Raw genomic sequence first — 21115 nt, forward strand, 5'->3', positions numbered from 1 at the left:
TCTAGCATGCGTTCGCCCGCGCGCGCAAGACGGCGGGCGAAGTTCTCGGCTTGATTTGTTGGAGTTTCCGGCTCGCGACGTTCGGCCGGAAACGGTATCAATGCGCGACGGCGGCGGCGGGTTGATGGAGGGCGGACTTCTTCAGCGTGATCGCGAGGACGGAAGCGAGAAGGCAGAAGGCGCCGGCAATGAAGAAGGCGGGCAGATAGCTCTGCAGTTCAGTGCGCGACCAGCCGGCGCCGTAGGCGGCGGTCGCTGCTCCCAGCTGATGGCCTGTGAAAACCCAGCCGAAGACGAGGCCCGCCTTTTCGCGACCGAAACGGTCGGCGGCGAGCTTGACGGTCGGCGGCACGGTGGCGATCCAGTCGAGGCCATAGAAGATCGCGAAGATCGACAGTCCGTAGAAGCTGAAATTGCTGAAGGGCAGGAACAGCAGCGACAGGCCACGCAGACCGTAATACCAGAAGAGCAGCCAGCGATTGTCGAAGCGGTCCGACAGCCAGCCGGAGCCGATCGTGCCGAAGAAATCGAAAATGCCCATCACGGCAAGAACGCTGGCGGCAGCCACCGGCATGATACCGAAGTCACCGCAGAGCGTGACGAAATGCGTCTGGATCAGGCCGTTGGTGCTGAGACCGCAGATGAAGAAGGTGGCGAACAGGATCCAGAAGGTCGAGGTACCGGAGATTTCCTTGAGAACCGTGACCGGCGTTGCCAGCATCGCCAGCAGCCCGGATTCGGTTGGCGGCGGTGGCGTGATATGTGCCTCGCCGAAGGCGGGCAGGTTGAGGTCGGAAGGGCGGTCGCGCATGAAGGCCAGTACGATGAGTGCGGCGAACATGATCATGCCGCAGACCAGAAAGACTGTTGCGCGCCAACCGTAGCGTTCCGTCAACTCCGCCATCAGTGGCAGGAAGACCAGCTGTCCCGTCGCAGAACTCGCCGACAGCATGCCTACCACGAGGCCGCGATGCTTGGTGAACCAGCGGGCGGATACGGTTGCGGCGAGCACCATTGCGGTCAGCCCGGTGCCGAAGCCGACGACGATTCCCCAGAGCAGGAGCAACTGCCAGAGTTCGCTCATGAAGAGCGAGCCGACGAAGCCGCCGCCGATCAGGACCATGGCGAAGACGATAACCTTGCGGATGCCGAAATAGTTCATGAAAGCGGCCGAGAACGGTCCCATAAGCCCGAACAGAATCAGCCGGACGGCGAGCGCGGAAGATATCTGCGAAGTTTCCCAACCGAACTCGTCCTGGAGCGGCTTGATGAGGACGCCGGGGGCGCCCATTGCGCCAGCGGTCACCAGCATGGTCAGGAAGGTTGCTGCAACGACCACCCATCCATAGTGGATGTTGCGTCGCGCCAGAGATGAAGCAAGTGCAGTCGATACCATGTGGCCGTTCCGTTTTGAGGTTGCCGGAGACTATCGGAAGCTTTTAGATGATGGTCATCATAATTGTTGCGTATTGATGATGGACGTCATATAAATTGTCAAGCTGCCAATTGCGGAGAACCGAATGCGGGTCAGCCGAGAAAAATTTGCCGAGAATCGCGAGAAGATCCTGACGGTTGCCGGGGTGCTGTTTCGCGAAAAGGGTTTCGACGGCATAGGCGTCGCCGAGATCATGAAGGCTGCCGGGATGACGCATGGCGGGTTCTACGGCCATTTCGAATCCAAGGAAGAGCTGGCGCTGGAAGTGAGCCGCGCATTGATCGAGAAGGTGAAGATTCGCTGGAACGAGATCATCGCGTCGGCGCCGGAGCGGCCGTTCGATGCGCTGCTCAATCACTATCTGTCGCGCTGCAGCGTCGACGACCCAGGCGGCAGCTGCGTTTTCGCTTCGCTTGCCCAGGAAGTCAGTCGCAGTCACGGTGCGATGCGCGAGACATTCAACGATGGGCTTTCGATGCTCGTTGATATTCTGTCCGAGATTGTGTCCGGTAAAACGCCAGACGAACGGCGCGAGAAGGGCTTTACGACACTTGCAGCGATGATGGGTGCGGTGATCCTGGCGCGAGCCGTCGAGAGCCGTGAACTCTCCGACAGCTTTCTCTATGCGACTCGCGATGCACTTTCCCTTGAGAACAGGACCGAGGGCTAGCCGCGGCGTGCGATCAGGCCGCCGATCTCCACCACCTCCAGGAAGCTGCCCTCGGGCGAAAGCTTGAGGAGGGTGGCGCGAAGCTCGGCCTCGAAGGCTGCCGTCTTTGCGCCAAGCGCCTGTGGCGATGTCACCGAGGTCGAGAAGGCGCGGCCAACGATATCGTCGAGGCAGAGCTTGCGCTCCCTCACAACGGAGATCCGCTCCAGATCACCGAAGGGCGAGCGAAGGAGGATGCTTTCATGCTCAATCCAATCCGGGCTTTTCCGCCGTTCGCGATTGGCATTGCGCTCCGGTGCGAAGCTCTCGGCGATCTCGTTGACGGCCTGCCGCCAGTCGGGCGTCGAGGAGATGTGGCGATCGCCGAACAGCACCACGCAACCGTCAGTCACGGTGATTTCATCGAGAGCCTTCAGCGTCTCCAGGCGGTCCATCCAGTGAAACGAACGCCCCATGACCGTCATGTTGAGCGGCGCAAAGCGCGGGCCGAGATCGTATGAAGAGCCCTTGATGAAGGTGACGTTGACACCGACGGCGGCTGCATCCGTCCGCGCCGCCTCCAGCATTTCCGGTTCCGGATCGAGGCCAGTGACCGTTGCTCCGGCCAGCCGCGCGAAGGCAATGCCGAGCTGACCGGGGCCGCAACCAAGGTCAAGCACACGCTCGCCGGCCACGAGGCCGGCGCGCTTGGCAACCTGCCCGATGAGTTGATCGGGATAGGGAACGCGATAGCGCGTGTAGTAGGCGGCCGTGGATTGAAAGCGGCGCGCTTCGAAGGGGATCGTCGTCATGGCAATATCCTTGAACGGAAGTGGCCGCGGTCGCCGGCTCAACGTCCGCGACCGGCAACACTCCAAACTGTCGCGTTATTTGAAACCTTCGACCCTGTGGGGAACATAGGGTTCCTCGAGCGCGGCGACGTCCTCTGGGGCCAGCTTTACGGACAGTGCGGCGACGGCGTCGGCCAAGTGCTTGGCTTTCGACGCACCGATGATCGGCGCCGTGACGGCGCTTTTCTGCAGGATCCAGGCGGTCGCAATCTGGGCACGGGAGACACCATGTTTTTCGGCCAGCTTTCCGACAACGCCGATGATGGTACGATCGGCGTCTTCCGCCTGCTTGTAGAGCGTCTTGCCGAATTCGTCCGTCTCGCTGCGGGTCGTCTTCTCATCCCAGTCGCGCGTCAGCCGACCGCGGGCGAGCGGGCTCCAGGGAATGACGGCGATCTTCTGATCCTGGCAGAAGGGCAGCATTTCGCGCTCTTCCTCCCGGTAGAGCAGGTTCAGATGATCTTGCATGCTGACGAATGGCGTCCAGCCATTGGCGCGCGAGGTATAGAGCATCTTGGCGAATTGCCAGGCATACATGGAGGAGGCGCCGATATAGCGCGCCTTGCCTGCCTTCACGACATCATGCAGGGCTTCCAGCGTTTCTTCGATCGGCGTCGTATAATCGAACCGGTGGATCTGATAGAGGTCGACATAGTCGGTGCCAAGGCGACGCAGGCTGTTGTCGATCTCGTCGAAGATCGCCTTGCGCGACAGGCCGGCGCCGTTCGGCCCCGGACGCATGCGGTTAAAGACCTTGGTCGCGAGCACGATCTCGTCCCGCTTTGAAAAGTCCTGGATCGCGCGCCCGACGATCTCCTCCGAGGAGCCGTCCGAATAGGTGTTGGCGGTGTCGAGGAAGTTGATGCCGAGATCGAGCGCCTGTCTGATCAATGCCCGGCTGTCTTCTTCGCCGAGTGTCCAACTGTGGTTGCCACGGCCAGGTTCGCCGAAGGTCATGCAACCCAGGCAGATCTTCGACACTTCCAAGCCAGTGCCGCCAAATTTGACGTAATCCATGAAATTGCTCCAAACGAGTCGCTACCCAGCGCCCTTTGATCTAGCGCGGCAAGCTTGAAAGTGTCTGCTCCTCACACAAAAGTTTTGTGACCATCGAGAAGCCATCGCAAGGTCTCGCGCTTGCGTGTTCCGGGCTCTCGGTGTTAGCTGCTGCAGCATTTGACTGGATTTTCGCCGATGAGACTACCGCAGCGCGATCGCTACGAAGACCTTTACCGTGATTTCGCCTGGGAAATACCGGAGGATTTCAATATCGGCCGCGCGGTGAGCGACGAATGGGCGGCGCGGACGCCTGATCGCGTTTGCCTTGAGCACTTCAGCCCTGACGGCAATCATCTCTCCATGACCTACCGCGAGCTGGCCGACCGGTCGGCGTCGCTCGCCAATGCGCTGGTGTCTTTGGGGGTAACGAAAGGTGATCGGGTCGCCCTGCTCCTGCCGCAGTCGTTCGAGACCGTTATCGCCCATGTTGCGATCTACAAGATCGGCGCGATCGCACTGCCGTTGGCCTTGCTCTTCGGCGTCGAGGCGCTGGAATACCGGCTGCGGACCGCGGGCGCTTTCGTCGTCATCACCAACACATTCGGGCTCGACCGCATCAGCCATATCCGCGAGCGACTACCTGACCTTTCCGAAGTGATCTGCGTCGACGGCGATCGACAGGGCGTGCGATACTTTTCAGCGCTGGTCGAAAGCCATCCCCCGGTGTTCGAGGTCGCGAAAACCGCGCCCCACGATCCGGCGCTGATGATCTTCACGTCGGGAACGACCGGTCCGCCGAAGGGCGCGCTTCACGGTCATCAGGTGCTGGCGGGGCACATACCGGGCATGCAGTTTGCCCATGAGGGATTTCCGCAGGCCGGAGACAAGGTCTGGACACCTTCGGACTGGGCCTGGGCTGGCGGTTTGCTGAATGCGCTGCTGCCCAGCCTGTTGCTCGGTGTTCCCGTCGTCTCCTCGCCGGCGCAGAAATTCGATGCCGACATGGCTTATCGCATCATGGCCGAAATGAAGGTGCGCAACGGTTTCATTCCGCCGACGGCCTTGCGGCTACTGAAATCGGTGCCAGATCCACGTGCCAAATATGATCTCGTCTTGCGCACCATCGGCGCAGCGGGCGAGTCGCTCGGTGCCGAAACGCTGGAGTGGGTCAAGCGGACGCTCGGGATTACGGTCAACGAGTTCTACGGCCAGACGGAGTGCAATTTCGTGCTTTCGTCGAGCGCCGCGATCGGAATCAGTCGTCCCGGCGCAATCGGACGCCCGGTGCCCGGGCATCGTGTGGCCATCGTCAGCGAAGCCGGCGAGGAGCTTCCTGTTGGTGAAGCTGGGCAGATTGCCATCCGCCGCCCGGATCCCGTGATGTTTCTCGGCTATTGGGACGACGTCGGGGCGACCGAGCGGAAGTTTGTCGGCGATTGGCTTCTGACAGGCGATATCGGGCGCCAGGATGCGGACGGCTACGTCACCTTCTTCGGGCGGGATGACGATGTCATCACCTCCTCAGGCTATCGGATCGGGCCAGCCGAAATCGAGGACTGCCTCATCGGCCATCCCGCCGTGCAGCTGGCCGCAGCCATCGGCAAGCCCGATCCCGTTCGCACCGAGATCGTCAAGGCCTATGTCGTGCTGGCGCCAGGATTCGAGCCAAGCCAACAGCTGGCGTCCGAGATCAGCGAATGGGTGAAGTTGCGGCTTTCGATGCACGAGTATCCGCGCGAAGTGGAATTTGTCCCGGAACTGCCGCTGACCACGACAGGCAAGGTCATCCGGCGCCTGCTCAGGGAGCGGGCCGCTGCCGGCTGACGGCTTTGGCGTGACCTGACGTCACTGGGGAGACTTTCCACGCCGGGCGAGTGACATGATCTTCTGTCGCAGCATCTTCGCGACGTTGCGGGTGCTGCTGTACATATGGAGCTGGGCGGCCACCTGGCGCACGTCCCGGTCGCCGTTCTGGTTCAGCCCGATTACCATCGTGCCCATCTCCTCCCGCTCCTTCCAGAAGCGATTGATCATCGGGTGATCGGGGATGGCGCAGGAGTCGGAACGAACGATGTTGGCGTCGTCAAGGTGCCATTCGGTCACCTCGCCCATCAGCAACTTGCCTGGCGAATAGCGCGCATAGGCTTCGTCGTAGGCCGTCTTCCAGGTGTAGGCCTCGCCGCCCATCATCAAGACCACCATCGAGGCGATTGCCTTGCCGTTGAGGTCGATCGTGTGGACACGAACGGCATCGACGGCGGCGAGGTTGGAAACCGCCTCTCGGGCAAAGGCGGTGTGGTAGCGATCGGTCACCAGCGCACTGCGCTTCTTGCCCTTCCAGCCGCCGGCCTCGAGCGCAAGGAACTCTTCGAAACGCGCGTGGACTTCACGCGCCTGGCGGGCGACGTTATAAACCACCGTGCCCAAGTCCTCGAGCAGACGCCATTGCCGCCGCATCTCCTTCAGATGCGACGAAGAAATTGCGTCGCGCAGATAGACGGTTGCTTCCTCGTCGCTCTGCAGCATGGCGCGCTGATAGGGATTGGCGATGGTGATCGGCAGGTTGCGGCCGATGGCGACCGCCCTTGCCATGCGGGCAAAGAGCCCGTTCAGCCTGACATCCGGCAGCACGAGAATTGGGGGCAGGCGCAGGTCCCGATGGGTCAGGCCGTCATAGAGATTGTCCAGCGTTTCGCCTGCATCCTCGGTATCGACCAGCGGCGTGCCGAGCGGTGCAAAGCCGTTCGACCAGACCCGTACGATCGAGGGGCCGACGGCGAAGCCGGGTTTTTCGATGGAGAACGGCATCAGGAAGCGCATCCGGCTTCGCGTGTCGCTCAGATCCCGCAACAGGGCGAAGTTCACCTCTCTATCATCCAGCCGCGGCATGGCCGGGGCGAGGAAGCGACCGGTGAAGAAGACATTCGGCTCCATCGCTCGGTTGGAGAGGAAATCGAGCTCTTCCTGCAGTTCGTAGCCGAGCTTGCCGGAATAGAGGCAGAGTTCACGGCCCGGACGGCCGACTTCAACGCGCGCATCCGGCCGTGGCATGTCGAAATCGAGAGCCGCTAGCTCGTGAACCATGCGGTTCGTCGTGACATCGGTCGTTTCGGTAGCTGGAGGAATGCGCACCATTATATCAGGCTTCCATGTCTGTTTTGGCCGGAGGCGTGGCAAATGCGAAAAGCATAATTCCAAGCGCGCGCCGGACGGCAAAATGCAGGAGGATGGCTTCGACGCCCATGGCCGAGGCCGTGGCGATCGCCGCACCCTCGATACCCAGTCTTGGGATGAGGAGCAGGTTGAGGCTGATGTTCGCTGCCAGCGCTCCGGCATAGAGCAGAACGCAGACGTTCTGCTTGCCAGCCATCATCAGCAGCGTTTCCGCCGGTCCGACCAGGGCTTTGGCGAGGATGCCCGCCAGCAGGATTGCCATCACGATATAGCCAGCGGTGAAAGCGCCGCCAAAGAGCGAGAGCAGAAAATGGCCGGCGGCGACAACGGCCAGGCCGATGGCGAGCGCGGGCCAGAAGGTCCATCGCGCGGCGTCGATCGCAGCAGCCGCGAGCTGCTCGCGTGTCCCCTCGGCGATGAGGCTTGAAAAGCGCGGACCGGATGCCGCCTTCACGGAGAAATTGATGAAGTGGACCAGCGCCATCGTCTTGGCGGCGGCGAAATAGATCGCGACGTCGTGCGGTTCGAGGAAGATGCCGACCACGACCACATCAGAATTGGTCAACAGGAAGCTGACCCCCTCGATAAGGAAGATTGGGAAGGCGACACCAAGCCAACCGAGAAAGTCGACCTCGCGCGGACCCTCTTGGTAATGGCGGCGCAGTCGCAAGAGCGTTGCGACGTATTGGCCGACGGTGGTGACATAGGTCGCGATGAGTGCGGCCTGCATCGCCGTCATCGCGGTGCGCGGCGCGCCAAGCCCGATCGCAGTCAGCATGAAGAGAATGATGAGGACCGGCCGTACGATGTAGGCAGGACTCAACGCCATGACAGGCCAGTGATTGGCCCGCGACGTGCCTTCGAGAATATCACCGAGGGCGATCATCGGCATGGCGACCAGTCCGAGGAAGATCGGGATGACATAATAACCCTCGATCCTGTCGCGGAAGAGATGCAGGGCGATCATGCCGATGACAAGAGCGGCCGTGCCGGAGAGCAATCCGAAGATGCGGGCGGTGCCGGTCAGTCCGCGGATCTTCTCAAAAGAGCCGGCCGCCTTGTATTGCGGCAGGAACCGCACGACGGCGGTGTGGAAGCCCAGGCAGGAAAGATCGCCGAAGAGGACGATCAGCACCCAGACGAATACAAAAATTCCGTACTCATATTCGCCCATGAGGCGGGCCAATACGATTTGCGACAGAAAGGCGAGGGCGGCGCTGACGATGCGGATGGAAAAGGCGGTCAGCGCCATGCGCTGAGCTGTAGCCTTATCGCCGCGCGCAGTCAGAGCGGTCACAAACGAGCGCAGCAGGCGACTTCCCGCCGGGCGCAGACCCGCAGGCAGCATCTTTTCCGCCGTCTCAATGACCGCCATCACAAACACGCAAAACTCTTCAGGCAAATCGTCGTCGAAGTCTTGGCAGAACGGCGTTAAGAAACGGTTGTGACACCGTCATTCGTGCCAACGGCTGGAACGCCAGAAATCAGCTGCCTGCATGGCAAAGCGCACGTTCGATCAGTCGGTCGAGAACCTCGGCATAGCTGACGCCACTGGCGGCCATGGCCTTGGCATACATGCTAATATTGGTGAAGCCGGGTATGGTGTTGAGTTCGTTGACGACGAAGGACATGTCGGGCGTGAGAAAGAAATCGACCCTCGCCATTCCATCGCAGCCGAGCGCTTTGAAGGCATTGGTCGCTGTGCGGCGCAGTTCTTCCCCGATCTCCTTCGGCAGTTGCGCGGGAACTCTGAGCGCTGCGCCATTCTCGTCGATATACTTGGCCTCGTAGCTATAAAAGCCGTGGGTTTCGGCGGGCACTATCTCGCCGGGCAGTGATACGAAGAGCGAACCATCGGCGTGTTCGAGCACGCTGAATTCAATCTCGCGGCCGGTGATGAATTCCTCTGCCAGCAGCTTGCGGTCGTGCCTGAAGCCTTCGGCGAGGGCGGCGGCGTAGCTGTCGGCGTCGGCTACCTTACTGACGCCGACGGAAGAGCCCTGGCGCGCGGGCTTGATGAAAAGCGGAAGACCGAGTTTTTTTACAACATCAGCGAAGGGCGGCTCCGCGCCTTGTTCGATGCAGACGGCCTTCGCGACCGGTAGACCAGCCTCCTTCAACAGGCGCTTGGCGATATCCTTATCGATGGCCGTTGCCGAGCCGAGGATGCCACAGCCTGCGAGCGGCACGCGGGCGACGGCGGCCAGTCCCTGTACCGATCCGTCCTCGCCGTGCATGCCATGCAGGACGGGAAACAGGATGTTGATCGGCGGAACTTCGTATGGAGCTGCATTGGCGGGAATGGCTAGCAGGCGGCCCCGACCGCCGGGCAGCAGCGTCAATTCCGGAGCGTCGCCGACGGTTGCTGCGGTCGACAGTTCCGTCTGCCGTGCCATCAGCAACCACCGCCCTTCCTTCGTCACGTAGATGGGAAGAACGTCGTAGCGGTCACGATCGAGCGCATTGACGACATTGGTTGCCGACAGGATTGAGACATCGTGCTCGGGCGAACGCCCGCCGAAGAGGACAGCGACCCGCAGGCGCGAGGCTGTGGGCCGGTCAGTTTCCGTAGAACGCGTGTTCGGCATGATGATTTTCTGCTCGGATGGGTCTGTTGAGGTTGTCAGAGAATGATGGCCACGCCGCGATTGGCGAAGAAGCGGTCGAAGGTTGGGAGCGGCAGTACGACGTCTGCCTGGCTTTGAGCGTCATGGCCGGATGGATTGTGGAAACGGATCGTTCCGGGCGATGCCGCCGTTACCAGTACGAGATGGCCGCCGCGCGACGGCGGCTCGCGATCCGGCCACCGGATCTGGCTGTTGACAGAGGCGATGAAGAATGTGTTCCTGCGAAGCAAATCGGGAATATCAGTGGTCGGCAGATTGGTGATCGTTTCGGCCTTGAGGCCGAAGGCCCGCCCGACGAAGGTGACGAACGGCGCATAGATCAATCCCTTGATCGATTGATCCGCCTCGTTGACGACGTACCCGCCAAAAGCAGTGCAGGCCCGTGCCAGGTCGATGGTCCGGTGCATCTCGCCGCGTGCGGCAAGTGCCATCTTCAGGCATGCCATGCCGCAGATATTGACCGCCCAGCGGGCATATTCTTCGACCGTCTCGGCGCCAGACTGGTGCCAGAGCGGATCGCTCAATAATGCAGACGAGCCGCTTTCAAGCACAGGCAGCGTCATCGACGCCGTTTCCCACTGGCTGAAATAGGGAACCGCTCGGGCGCAAGCGTTCATCTCTTCCTCGGCAATCAAAACGAATATGGTCGCAAACTCGGCGAACAAAGCGACAGTTCTGTGGCTGAAGTGTGCGCTGATTATTAAATCAGGAGTTGTGAAGGGGCTGGGCGCGAGCGACAACTGGGCGGACAAAAAAAACCTCGCGACGTTTCCGTCGCGAGGGCCTTGTTTCTAGCTTACCGGCCGGCTCAAGCCTGTGCGAAGGCGCCGTGGCAATGCTTGAACTTCTTGCCGGAGCCACAGGGGCAAGGCTCGTTGCGGCCGACATGACCCCAGGTCGACGGGTCGGTCGGATTGCGGTTTTCCGGGGCGACAACCACTTCCGAGGCCAGGAACGCGGGCGCGAAATCGTCTTCGCCCGTATTCGGATCGAGGTGGTGCGCCTGCATGAACGGAGGTTCCGGCTCCGCCGGCGCCTGCTGCACGAGTTCGACGCGCATCAGCTGTGCGGTGACGGCTTCACGCAGGTTGTTCAGGAGCGAGGTGAAGAGCTCGAACGCTTCCGACTTGTATTCCTGCAGCGGATCGCGCTGTGCGTAGCCACGGAAGCCGATGACGGAGCGCAGGTGGTCGAGGTTGACGATATGCTCGCGCCACAGGTGGTCGAGCGTCTGCATGACGATCGAGCGCTCGACATAGTGCATGATGTCGTCGCCAAAGCGTTCGGCCTTTTCCGTGAAAGCCGCATTGGATGCTTCCGTCAGGCGGTCGCGAATGCTGTCCTCGCCGATACCTTCCTCCTTAACCCAGTCCTCAACCGGCAGATCGAGGTTGAGCAAGGCTGCTGTCCGCTCCTTCAGGCCAACGGCATCCCACTTCTCGGCATAGGCGCGCTCGGGGATGTGCTTCTCGACGAGATCGTCGATGACCTCGCGGCGCATGTCGGAGACGGTCTCGGAAATATTGGCCGCTTCCATCAACTCGAGGCGCTGTTCGAAGATCACCTTGCGCTGATCGTTCAGAACGTCGTCGTATTTCAGGAGGTTTTTGCGGATGTCGAAGTTGCGGGCTTCGACCTTCTTCTGCGCGCGCTCCAGAGCCTTGTTGATCCAGGGATGAACGATGGCTTCGCCCTCCTTGAGACCGAGCTTCTGCAGCATGCTATCCATGCGGTCGGAACCGAAGATGCGCATCAGGTCGTCCTGAAGCGACAGGTAGAACTTGGAACGGCCAGGGTCGCCCTGACGGCCGGAACGGCCGCGCAGCTGGTTGTCGATGCGGCGGCTCTCGTGGCGCTCGGTCGCGATGACATAAAGGCCACCGGCGGCAAGTGCCTGCTCCTTGAGCTGCTTGATCTCTTCGCGGATCCCTTCGATCTTTGCGTCGCGCTCGGGGCCGGGCTCGATCTCGCCAAGATCGCGTTCGACACGCATTTCAAGGTTGCCGCCGAGCTGAATGTCCGTACCGCGGCCCGCCATGTTGGTGGCGATCGTTACCGCACCCGGCACGCCGGCCTGCGCGACAATATACGCTTCCTGCTCGTGGTAGCGGGCGTTCAGGACCTGGAAGTCCTTGAAGCCCTGCTTGCGCATCATCTCGGCGAGCAGTTCCGACTTTTCGATCGAGGTCGTGCCGACGAGAACCGGCTGGCCGCGCTTCTGAGCGTCCGCGATCTCGGCAATGATAGCCTTGTATTTCTCTTCAAAGGTCCGATAGACCTCGTCGTCTTCGTCGGTACGCTTGATCGGCAGGTTGGTCGGCACTTCGACAACCTCGAGGCCGTAGATGTTGCCGAATTCTTCCGCTTCCGTCTGCGCCGTACCGGTCATGCCGGCGAGTTTGCCGTACATACGGAAGTAATTCTGGAAAGTGATCTGCGCCAGCGTCTGGTTTTCCGGCTGGATGGTCACCCTTTCCTTGGCTTCCAGAGCCTGGTGCTGGCCTTCCGAGTAGCGGCGGCCCGGCATCATGCGGCCGGTGAACTCGTCGATGATGACGATCTCGTCGTTGCGGACAATGTAGTCCTTGTCGCGCTGGAACAGCTTGTGGGCCTTGAGCGCGTTGTTGACGTGGTGGACGATCGCCACGTTCTCGATGTCGTAGAGCGACTGGCCCTTCAGCAGGCCAGCCTGGCGCAACAGGTTTTCCAGCTTCTCGGTGCCTTCTTCGGAGAAGTTGGCTGAGCGCTGCTTTTCGTCGATCTCGTAGTCGCCTTCGCTCAGTTGCGGAATGAAGGCGTCGATCGTGTTGTAGAGGTCGGAGCGGTCGTCCAGCGGACCGGAAATGATCAGCGGCGTGCGCGCTTCGTCGACGAGGATCGAGTCCACTTCGTCGACGATCGCGAAGTTGTGGCCGCGCTGGACCATCTGGTTCTTCTCGTACTTCATGTTATCGCGCAGATAGTCGAAGCCGAGTTCGTTGTTGGTCGCGTAAGTGATGTCGCAGTTATAGGCGGCAGCGCGCTCCTCGTCCGACAGGCCGTGGACGATGACGCCCGTGGTCAGGCCGAGGAAGCCATAGATCTTGCCCATGGTCGCGGCGTCGCGGCGGGCGAGGTAGTCGTTCACGGTGACAACGTGGACGCCCTTGCCGGCGAGTGCGTTCAAGTAGACCGGCAACGTAGCAACAAGCGTCTTGCCCTCACCGGTCTTCATTTCCGCGATGTCGCCGTCATGAAGGATCATGCCGCCGATCAGCTGTACGTCAAAAGGTCGCAGGCCGAGAACGCGGCGCGAAGCCTCGCGCACAACGGCGAACGCAGGCACAAGGATGTCGTCGAGCGTCTTGCCGTCTGCCAGCATCTTGCGGAATTCGACGGTCTGGGCAGCCAGCTGCTCGTCGCTCAAAGCCTTCGTCTTTTCTTCGATGGCGTTGATGGCTGCGACTTTCGGCTGGAAGGACCGCACGCGGCGATCATTGGCAGAGCCAAATATTTTGCGGGCTATACCGCCAAAGCTGACCATATGACTGGTCCTTTCTCAATAATATTCCCCGGCTTTTCTTATCCGCTGCCCGGCCGAATTTCAGGCACACGTCTCGAAACGCCAGGAAACTGTTCTGGACGCGAGGTTGCGTGACAGATAAGAGGGGGGTCGAATGATGTCAACGGATTTGGCTGATATACAAAGGCCACATTCCAGTGTTGATGGCTGTTTCAGGCTGAATTCACGAAGCTGAAGCCGGTGGGTGTAACTGTGAAGGGTTATTTGATGTTGAACTACAACAAAATCGCTGTGATGGCGTTCGCAACCTTCGTTGCGTTCCAGGCGCCGGTCCGTGCGGAAGACAAGCCGGATGCCGTCGTCGCCAAGGTCGGCGATGTCGAGATTCATCAGTCCGATCTCGATCTGGCCGTTGCCAATCTCGACCCGCAGCTCGCCCAGCTGCCGGACGACCAGAAGAAGATCGCCGCCCTGTCCGCCGCCATCGACGTCAAGCTGCTGGCGCTGGACGCAACGGCCGAAAAGCTCGACCAGAACGCCGAATTCAAGAAGCGCATGCAGTATCTCGCTGATCGCGAACTGCACAACGCCTACTTCAAGAAGCACGTCGTCGACACGGTGACCGACGCGGACGTCAAGGCGCGCTACGACAAGGAAGTCGCAGCACTTCCGAAGCAGGAAGAAGTTCACGCCCGCCACATTCTCGTGAAGACCGAGGACGAGGCCAAGGACGTCATCAAGCAGCTGGACGCCGGCAAGAGCTTCGCGGATCTGGCGAAGGAAAAGTCCACCGATCCGAACAAGGCTGACGGTGGCGATCTCGGCTATTTCACCAAGGGCCGCATGGTCAAGGAATTCGAAGAGGCCGCCTTCGCCCTTGACAAGGGCACCTACACCAAGACCCCCGTGAAGACCGATTTCGGCTATCACGTTATCCTGGTCGAAGATAAGCGCGACGCCGCTCCACCAGCCTTCGATCAGGTCAAGGACCAGGTTCGCCAGCTCGTCATGCGCGACAAGTACCTTGCGCTTCTCGCCTCTGCCAAGGAAAAGTCCAAGGTCGAGATCACCGACGAAGCGCTGCGCAAGGGCTATGACGACGCCAACAAGCAGCCGCAGCCGGGTGATGAACCCGCCGCGCAACCGCAGCAGTAAAATCCAAAGTTTAGGGCCCGGTTCTTCCGGGCCCTTCACTATAGCAGTTGTCGTATTTCCGCAGGGCGAGCCGGCTTATACTTCGCCCTGAAAATCCTTCCAGCCACCAGGTCGATTGCCATGTCCGGTTCCGTTTCTCCGCTCGCTCCGAAATCCTATGCCAATGTGCCCGCCCTGCGCGGCGTGCGCATGGCCACTGCCTCAGCCGGCATCAAGTACAAGAACCGCACCGACGTACTGATGATGGTGTTCGACAAGCCGGCCGCAGTCGCGGGCGTTTTTACGCGCTCGAAGTGCCCTTCGGCGCCGGTCGATTTCTGCCGCGCAAACCTGCCGCATGGCACAGCACGGGCTGTCGTCGTCAATTCCGGCAATGCGAATGCTTTCACTGGTTTGAAGGGGCGCGACGCGACTGCCCTGACGGCAAAGTCGGCAGCGGCTGCCGTCGGTTGCGGCGAGAACGAGGTCTACCTCGCGTCGACCGGTGTCATCGGCGAACCGCTGGACGCGACGAAGTTCTCTGGCGTTCTCGACCAGATGCACAAGGATGCGACCGGTGACTTCTGGTTCGAGGCCGCCAAGGCGATCATGACCACAGACACCTATCCGAAGGTCGCCACCCGCAGTGCCGAGATCGGCGGCGTGAAGGTGACGATCAATGGCATTGCCAAGGGCGCCGGCATGATTGCGCCTGATATGGCGACCATGCTTTCCTTCGTGGTCACCGATGCCGATATTGCTCCCGCCGCCCTGCAATCGCTCCTATCCGCGGGCGTTGATCCGACGTTCAATTCGATGACGGTCGACAGCGATACCTCGACCTCTGATACGTTGATGCTGTTTGCCACCGGCGCGGCTGCCGAGGACGGTCAGGCTCGGGTCGAGAGCGCCGATGACGCCCGCCTTGCCTCGTTCCGCGCTGCGCTCAATGATCTTCTGAAGGATMTTGCCCTGCAGGTCGTGCGCGACGGCGAAGGTGCGACGAAGATGCTGGAGATCACGGTGACTGGGGCCGAAAGCGATGCCGCGGCCAAGAAGATCGCGCTGTCGATCGCCAATTCGCCGCTGGTCAAGACCGCGGCCGCCGGCGAGGACGCCAACTGGGGCCGTATTGTCATGGCCGTCGGCAAGTCCGGTGAAATGGCCGACCGCGATCGGCTGGCTATCTGGTTCGGCGATGTGCGTGTTGCCGTCAACGGCGAGCGCGACGCCGTCTATTCCGAGCAAGCTGCAACCAACGTCATGAAAAAGCAGGATATTCCTGTGAAGGTCGACATCGGTCTTGGAAACGGCACCGCCACGGTCTGGACGTGCGACCTTACAAAGGAGTATGTCGCCATCAACGGTGACTACCGGAGCTGATTTTTCATTGACTGAAGCATTATCCAAGAAGGCAAATCTGCCACTCGTGCGCAGGCTGGAGGCTGTCGGCTTCCGGGCTTGGCCAGCCTCATCCGTGCAGTACGACGGCAGTTGGCAGATACGGCTGACGGCGGGGCATCCGTCCAATCGGCTGAATTCGATCGTGCCGCTCGATCCTTCGGATCACCGCGATGTCGAAATCCGTCTTGCCAAGGCAGGCCGCAAGTTCGAAGCCTATGGCCGCCCGGCAGTTCTGCGTCAGACGCCGCTCGCCTCGCCGGTATTGATCGACCTCGTGCGGGAACAGCAGTGGTCATCCTTCGACGAGACGATCGTCATGACCTGCGATCTTGCGCATGCGGAACTGCCGGATACGCTCGATCATCTGCCGACTCACGATATTGGCCGCTTCGTGGATGCCAATCTGGCAACCGACGGCGTCTCGTCCAAGCTCAAGCCGGCGCTCGCCGAAATCATCAATGCGATCAAGCCGCCGTCGGGCCTGTTCATGATCGAAGATGCGGAAACGGGGCCGCTTGCGACCGTTCTCTGCGTTCAGGACAACGACCTCGCCGGCATCATGTCGCTCTCCGTCGCCAAAGAGCGCCGCCGCGAGGGCCTTGGCATGGAAATCCTGACATCGGCCCTGCGCTGGGCCAGGATGCGCACTGCCCGTTCCGCCTGGTTGCAGGTGAAGGCGACGAACGCTCCGGCCCTGGCACTCTACGAACGGCTCGGCTTCCGTGAAGCCTACCGCTATTCCTACTGGCGGCAGGAGCCGTCACGATGAGCGAGGCAGCCCGAAACATCCTTCTCGTTGCCGCTTGTGCCCTGATCGATGCCGACGGGCGAATTCTGTTGGCGCAACGCCCCGAGGGAAAATCGCTTGCGGGGCTTTGGGAGTTTCCCGGTGGCAAAGTGGAGCCGGGCGAGACGCCGGAGGAATCGTTGGTGCGCGAGCTTCACGAGGAGCTCGGGATCACGACCAAGGTCGCCTGCCTGGCGCCCCTGACTTTCGCGAGCCATACCTATGAGAAATTCCATCTGCTGATGCCGCTCTATGTCTGCCGGCGCTATGAAGGAATTCCGCACGGGAAAGAGGGGCAGGCGTTGAAATGGGTGAAGCCGCAAGCTCTGCGCGACTACCCGATGCCGCCCGCTGACGAGCCCCTGATCCCGATGTTGCAGGATTTACTTTAGGAACTTCTGATTATTATCCAGTAAGCGTCGAATTTGGGTGTGGATATTAATCGATCGTTTAACACCTTCTGCCAAATATCGGCCTCAATCAAGCAACTGGCGTGTGTGTAGAAGGCTTGACGCATGGACGACGATTTCTGGAAAGCTGTTAGAGAGAAAGAACAGGCCTCGACTGGCTCGAGCAGAACGGGAGTGCTGAATATTGCGCTGCTGTTTGGCACGGCCGTTGTTGCCCTGACTTTGATCTTGACGCCGATGCTTGCTGACAAGTCCAGGTCGAGCGTCTTTGCCAGCGCGCCGTCGGAATTCGATACGATGACAACGGGCTCGATACCGAAGACCGAGAACGGCAAACGCTACACGATCCGCCGCAGCGTGCTTCAGGAAACGCCGGGTTCTGTTTGCGTGGTTCAGGGTTACGGAAGCGGAGCTGGTTGCTGATACTGGCGTTGCTGCCGCGGCAGACGCAACGTGATGAAGGACTGCCGCTTTAGCGCCGAGGTTGGCATGCGACTAATAAGGGCATTTCTGGCAGACGTCCGTGGCGCGGCCGCGATCGAATACGGCCTGATTGCGGCCCTCATATCCGTGGCTCTCATCGGTGGAGCGCGGGCGCTTGGTGGCGATATCAACGGCCTCTTGAGCAATATCGCCAACCAGTTCCCGAACTGAGCCGATTTCTACTGCTTCAGCTTATGCTCCTCGACCTTCAACGCATCGGCGAGCCTCACCTTCGCCGATCCTGGGCGAAGCGGCTTCTGCTGGCTTTCGTGCGGTGCCCATCCCGAGACATAGATGATCGAGAAGGTTGCCCTGATCCGGCCGTCCGGATCGGCGTATCGCTCGGCATAGATTTCAGCCGCCCGTAGGAAGAAGGCGCGCGTCAGAGGTTTGCGGCTGCGCGCAAGAAGCGGATTGGTCATTCCCATCGCCCGTAGGTCTTTCATCAGCGGAAAGATCGAGTCGTAGCGGACCGTATAGGTCTCTGCATCGATCACGGGCAGGGCGAAACCGGCGCGCTGCATGAGACCGCCGATGTCGCGCACGTCGGCGAAAGGGATGACCCGTGGGCTCGCACCTCCGGTCATTTCGATTTCTGTCGCCAGCAGGATCTCGCGCAGCTCCTGCAATGTGCCCGATCCAGGGATCGCGGCAAGAAAGAGCCCATCGGGTTTCAAGGCGCGACGGATCTGGATGAAGACGCCCGGCGTGTCGTTGGTCAAGTGAAGGCTGAGCGGGGCCAGCACGAGGTTTGCCGACTGTGGCTCCAGGGGAACCTCTTCCAGAGCAGCCTCGATGATAGCCTCGCCCGCTTCCGCATAGGCGTGCTCGCTTTCGACCCGTGTCAGTTGCCTGACCTTGCCGGTTGCGATCGCAGCGCGGGCCGCAGCCCCGGTGGCGCCATGCAGCTCGACCGCATGTTCGAAGGTCCGTTCGACCACGGCAAGACGCTCGCCGAGTTCTTCCGCGGCGATATCGAGAAGGAAGGTCGCCTTAGGGTCATGGTGGAGACGGGCGCGATGCCGGTTTACTGCGATCCGGGCCTGGTCGAAGATCATATCCATGGCGCAGTGCATAGTCCCGCAGAACCGGTGCTGCAAGGCGATTTTCCTCGAAGGCGAAACGCGCTAAGCTTTCGCGAGAGGGTTGGGGCAGTGGGGCTTGGGAGACGACGATTGCCTATGAAGTTGGATGGGACGCTTCTAATGCGTCCCTTCGGGCGCTTGGTCGACTTTGTCTATCCGCCGGGATGCGTGGTTTGCGGCATCGCCACCGGTCGCCACAACGGCCTTTGTCCGACGTGCTGGTCCGGACTGCGCTTCATCGAACGGCCGTATTGCGAAATCCTCGGGATACCGTTCTCGCATGATCTCGGTTCCGGCATTCTCAGCGCCGAGGCGATTGCCAATCCGCCGCCGTTCGACCGGCTGCGGTCAGCCGCCTTTCATGACGAGCCGGTGCGCCAGTTGGTGCATGGCCTGAAATACCGCGACAGAACAGATCTCGCGCCAATGATGTCCGAATGGATGCTACGCGCGAGTGACGGGATGGTGGAGCGGTGTGAGGCCATCCTGCCGGTACCGCTGCATCGAAGCCGCATGTTCTCGCGCAAATTCAACCAGGCTGCAGAGCTGGCGCGTCATCTGGCGCAGCGATCCGGAAGGGCGCTTCTGCCGGCAACGCTGATGCGCGTCAAACGCACCCGCCCTCAGGTGGGTCTCGGCGCAGAGGCGCGCGAGGAAAATGTTCGCGGTGTCTTTGCCATTGCCAAGGCGCGGGACAACGACGTCTTCGGCAAGCGGCTTGTCCTTGTCGATGATGTCTACACGACCGGTGCCACGGTTGCCGCGGCGGCAAAAGTACTGCGCAAGGCCGGAGCGGCGGACATCACGGTTTTGACCTTTGCAAGGGCTCTTTCAGAAACTATATGACGAAAAGATAACCGTATTGTCTGGAGACCCCATGGCACCCGTGACCATTTATACGCGCCAAGCCTGCGGCTACTGCGCGCGTGCCAAATCGCTGCTGTCCGAAAAGGGCGTGGATTTCGTCGAGCACGATGCGACCTTTGCGCCGGAACTTCGCCAGGAAATGATCGGCAAGGCCAACGGCCGCACGACGTTCCCGCAGATTTTCATTGGCGAGCAGCACGTCGGCGGATGCGATGATCTCTATGCGCTGGATCGGGCCGGCGGGCTTGATCCTCTGCTTGCCGCGTAAGGAAGTGCGATGACGTTTACGGCTGCCGCCATCCAGATGTGCTCCGGCGTCGATCCCGAGAGGAACGCTGCCGCGATGGCGCGCCTCGTCCGCGACGCTGCGGGCCAGGGCGCGATCTATGTGCAGACACCTGAGATGACAGGCATGCTGCAGCGCGATCGTGCCGCTGCCAAGGCACTGCTTCGCGACGAAACCAATGACGTCATCGTGCGGACGGGTTCGGAATTGGCCCGGGAGCTCGGCATCTTCATGCATGTGGGCTCGACCGCTATTGCGCTCGATGACGGCAAGCTTGCCAACCGCGGCTACCTCTTCGGGCCTGATGGCAAGATCCTTAATCGTTACGACAAGATCCATATGTTCGATGTCGATCTCGACAACGGCGAAAGCTGGCGCGAGAGCGCTGCCTACCGGCCGGGGTCCGAGGCGCGCGTGTTGTCGCTTCCCTTTGCTGAAATGGGCTTTGCGATCTGTTATGACGTTCGCTTCCCCACCCTTTTCCGCGCCCAGGCTGTTGCCGGCGCCGAAGTGATGACGGTGCCTGCTGCCTTCACGAAGCAGACCGGCGAAGCACATTGGGAAATCCTGCTTCGGGCACGCGCGATCGAGAATGGCGTTTTTGTGATTGCCGCTGCTCAGGCCGGGCGCCACGAGGACGGGCGTGAGACCTTTGGTCATTCGATGATCGTCGATCCCTGGGGCCGCGTTCTGGCTTCGGCCGGGCCGGAGGGCGAAGCCGTCATCCTTGCCGACATTGATACGGCGGCCGTCAAGTCAGCTCATGACAAGATTCCCAATCTGAAAAACGGCCGTGATTTCTCAATCGAGAGGGTTCCAGGGGCAGTCGCAGGAGGCGTGGCCGCTTGATCCGTTATTCGCTGCGTTGTGAAAATGCCCACGAATTCGAAGGCTGGTTTTCCGAAAGTGCCGATTTCGATCGCCAGATCGCATCAGGATTCCTGACCTGTCCCGCCTGCAACTCCGCATCCATCTCCAAGCTCCTGATGGCGCCTTCGGTTTCGACGGCGCGCAAGAAGGATGAAATGCAGACGCTGGCGATGGATACGATGCGGCGTGACGCGTTCCAGAAGCTGAAAGAGGCTGTTGCGACGATCAGGGCCAATTCCGAGGATGTCGGAACGCGGTTTCCCGAGGAGGCCCGCAAGATACATTACGGGGAAAGCGACGCCCGCGGCATCATCGGGCAGACCACGATGGATGAGGCCCAAGCGCTTTTGGACGAAGGCATCGAAATCGCGGCCCTGCCTGTTTTGCCCGACGATGTGAATTGAGCTAGGTGTGTAGTCCCTGAGTGTGATGGTGCATCATTGAACCTGAGTCGTCAGGAAGAGGATGCATTATGGGAAGTATTCTTCACGGCAGCGCCCGCACGACGCCGCGTCTTCGAGCCGAACTCCAAGCGTCGCAAGAAAGTACCCG

At 60.8% G+C, this 21115-nt stretch carries 21 protein-coding genes; 12 read left to right on the forward strand and 9 right to left on the reverse strand.

Annotated features, from left to right (window positions below; all coding sequences use genetic code 11):
* Positions 1-97: 97 nt before the first annotated feature.
* Positions 98-1396, reverse strand: a complete 1299-nt coding sequence (locus AC1DE4_RS27480) for an MFS transporter (RefSeq protein WP_192241136.1) — start codon at positions 1394-1396, stop codon at positions 98-100.
* A gap of 124 nt (positions 1397-1520) precedes the next feature.
* Here AC1DE4_RS27480 and AC1DE4_RS27485 point away from each other — a divergent pair, with 124 nt between their 5' ends.
* The gene (locus AC1DE4_RS27485) at positions 1521-2105 is read left to right on the forward strand and encodes a TetR/AcrR family transcriptional regulator (protein ID WP_192241137.1); all 585 of its coding nucleotides are present in this window, start codon (positions 1521-1523) and stop codon (positions 2103-2105) included.
* Here AC1DE4_RS27485 and AC1DE4_RS27490 read toward each other — a convergent pair.
* Both AC1DE4_RS27490 and AC1DE4_RS27495 read right to left on the reverse strand, forming a co-directional pair.
* Entirely contained in the window at positions 2102-2896 is a 795-nt protein-coding gene (locus AC1DE4_RS27490) for a class I SAM-dependent methyltransferase (protein ID WP_192241138.1), read from the reverse strand. The genes AC1DE4_RS27485 and AC1DE4_RS27490 overlap by 4 nt on opposite strands.
* Before the next feature lie 75 nt (positions 2897-2971).
* Positions 2972-3952, reverse strand: a complete 981-nt coding sequence (locus AC1DE4_RS27495; RefSeq protein ID WP_192241139.1) for an aldo/keto reductase — start codon at positions 3950-3952, stop codon at positions 2972-2974.
* A 177-nt stretch (positions 3953-4129) separates the two neighbouring features.
* Between AC1DE4_RS27495 and AC1DE4_RS27500 the strand changes: the two genes are divergently transcribed.
* Entirely contained in the window at positions 4130-5758 is a 1629-nt protein-coding gene (locus AC1DE4_RS27500; protein ID WP_477883996.1) for an AMP-binding protein, read from the forward strand.
* A gap of 21 nt (positions 5759-5779) precedes the next feature.
* Here the strand turns inward: AC1DE4_RS27500 and AC1DE4_RS27505 are convergent, their stop codons facing one another.
* The 5 genes from AC1DE4_RS27505 to secA form a co-directional block, all read right to left on the reverse strand.
* Positions 5780-7069, reverse strand: a complete 1290-nt coding sequence (locus tag AC1DE4_RS27505; RefSeq protein ID WP_018857840.1) for a GNAT family N-acetyltransferase — start codon at positions 7067-7069, stop codon at positions 5780-5782.
* A gap of 4 nt (positions 7070-7073) precedes the next feature.
* A complete protein-coding gene (locus tag AC1DE4_RS27510; RefSeq protein ID WP_018857841.1) occupies positions 7074-8483 on the reverse strand; it encodes a lipopolysaccharide biosynthesis protein in 1410 nt (469 codons plus the stop codon).
* Between the two features lie 109 nt (positions 8484-8592).
* Positions 8593-9696, reverse strand: coding sequence for a D-alanine--D-alanine ligase family protein (locus AC1DE4_RS27515; protein ID WP_192241141.1), 1104 nt, complete (start codon positions 9694-9696; stop codon positions 8593-8595).
* A 35-nt stretch (positions 9697-9731) separates the two neighbouring features.
* Positions 9732-10352 carry a C39 family peptidase gene (locus tag AC1DE4_RS27520; protein ID WP_025661646.1) on the reverse strand — a complete coding sequence of 207 codons (621 nt, stop codon included), beginning with the start codon at positions 10350-10352 and terminating at the stop codon, positions 9732-9734.
* Positions 10353-10543: 191 nt separating this feature from the next.
* Positions 10544-13258, reverse strand: a complete 2715-nt coding sequence (secA, locus tag AC1DE4_RS27525) for a preprotein translocase subunit SecA (protein WP_192241142.1) — start codon at positions 13256-13258, stop codon at positions 10544-10546.
* A gap of 246 nt (positions 13259-13504) precedes the next feature.
* Here secA and AC1DE4_RS27530 point away from each other — a divergent pair, with 246 nt between their 5' ends.
* From AC1DE4_RS27530 to AC1DE4_RS27555, 6 genes are all read left to right on the forward strand, one after another.
* Complete coding sequence (locus tag AC1DE4_RS27530; protein ID WP_018857845.1) at positions 13505-14392, forward strand: peptidylprolyl isomerase; 888 nt, start codon at positions 13505-13507, stop codon at positions 14390-14392.
* Between the two features lie 120 nt (positions 14393-14512).
* Positions 14513-15754, forward strand: a complete 1242-nt coding sequence (argJ, locus tag AC1DE4_RS27535) for a bifunctional glutamate N-acetyltransferase/amino-acid acetyltransferase ArgJ (protein ID WP_477884000.1) — start codon at positions 14513-14515, stop codon at positions 15752-15754.
* A complete protein-coding gene (locus AC1DE4_RS27540) occupies positions 15723-16544 on the forward strand; it encodes a GNAT family N-acetyltransferase (protein WP_051085593.1) in 822 nt (273 codons plus the stop codon). The genes argJ and AC1DE4_RS27540 overlap by 32 nt, the downstream gene beginning before the upstream one ends.
* Complete coding sequence (mutT, locus tag AC1DE4_RS27545; RefSeq protein ID WP_018857848.1) at positions 16541-16954, forward strand: 8-oxo-dGTP diphosphatase MutT; 414 nt, start codon at positions 16541-16543, stop codon at positions 16952-16954. Before AC1DE4_RS27540 ends, mutT begins: the two co-directional genes overlap by 4 nt.
* 123 nt (positions 16955-17077) lie before the next feature.
* Positions 17078-17395 (forward strand): hypothetical protein, encoded by a 318-nt coding sequence (locus AC1DE4_RS27550; RefSeq protein WP_018857849.1) that lies wholly within the window; start codon positions 17078-17080, stop codon positions 17393-17395.
* A gap of 66 nt (positions 17396-17461) precedes the next feature.
* The gene (locus AC1DE4_RS27555; RefSeq protein ID WP_025661651.1) at positions 17462-17626 is read left to right on the forward strand and encodes a Flp family type IVb pilin; all 165 of its coding nucleotides are present in this window, start codon (positions 17462-17464) and stop codon (positions 17624-17626) included.
* A gap of 8 nt (positions 17627-17634) precedes the next feature.
* Here the strand turns inward: AC1DE4_RS27555 and AC1DE4_RS27560 are convergent, their stop codons facing one another.
* On the reverse strand, positions 17635-18519 hold the full coding sequence (locus AC1DE4_RS27560; RefSeq protein ID WP_192241143.1) for a methyltransferase domain-containing protein: 885 nt from the start codon (positions 18517-18519) through the stop codon (positions 17635-17637).
* Between the two features lie 117 nt (positions 18520-18636).
* Between AC1DE4_RS27560 and AC1DE4_RS27565 the strand changes: the two genes are divergently transcribed.
* Genes AC1DE4_RS27565 through AC1DE4_RS27580 form a run of 4 tightly spaced genes read left to right on the forward strand, consistent with a single transcriptional unit; the run spans position 18637 to position 20967 of the window.
* A complete protein-coding gene (locus AC1DE4_RS27565) occupies positions 18637-19386 on the forward strand; it encodes a ComF family protein (protein WP_477884003.1) in 750 nt (249 codons plus the stop codon).
* A 31-nt stretch (positions 19387-19417) separates the two neighbouring features.
* On the forward strand, positions 19418-19675 hold the full coding sequence (grxC, locus tag AC1DE4_RS27570; RefSeq protein ID WP_018857853.1) for a glutaredoxin 3: 258 nt from the start codon (positions 19418-19420) through the stop codon (positions 19673-19675).
* Between the two features lie 9 nt (positions 19676-19684).
* Positions 19685-20542, forward strand: a complete 858-nt coding sequence (locus AC1DE4_RS27575; RefSeq protein WP_062373551.1) for a carbon-nitrogen hydrolase family protein — start codon at positions 19685-19687, stop codon at positions 20540-20542.
* Positions 20539-20967, forward strand: coding sequence for a DUF1178 family protein (locus AC1DE4_RS27580; RefSeq protein WP_018857855.1), 429 nt, complete (start codon positions 20539-20541; stop codon positions 20965-20967). The genes AC1DE4_RS27575 and AC1DE4_RS27580 overlap by 4 nt, the downstream gene beginning before the upstream one ends.
* Positions 20968-21115: the final 148 nt, after the last annotated feature.

Source organism: Rhizobium sp. 10N414 (genome assembly GCF_056394785.1).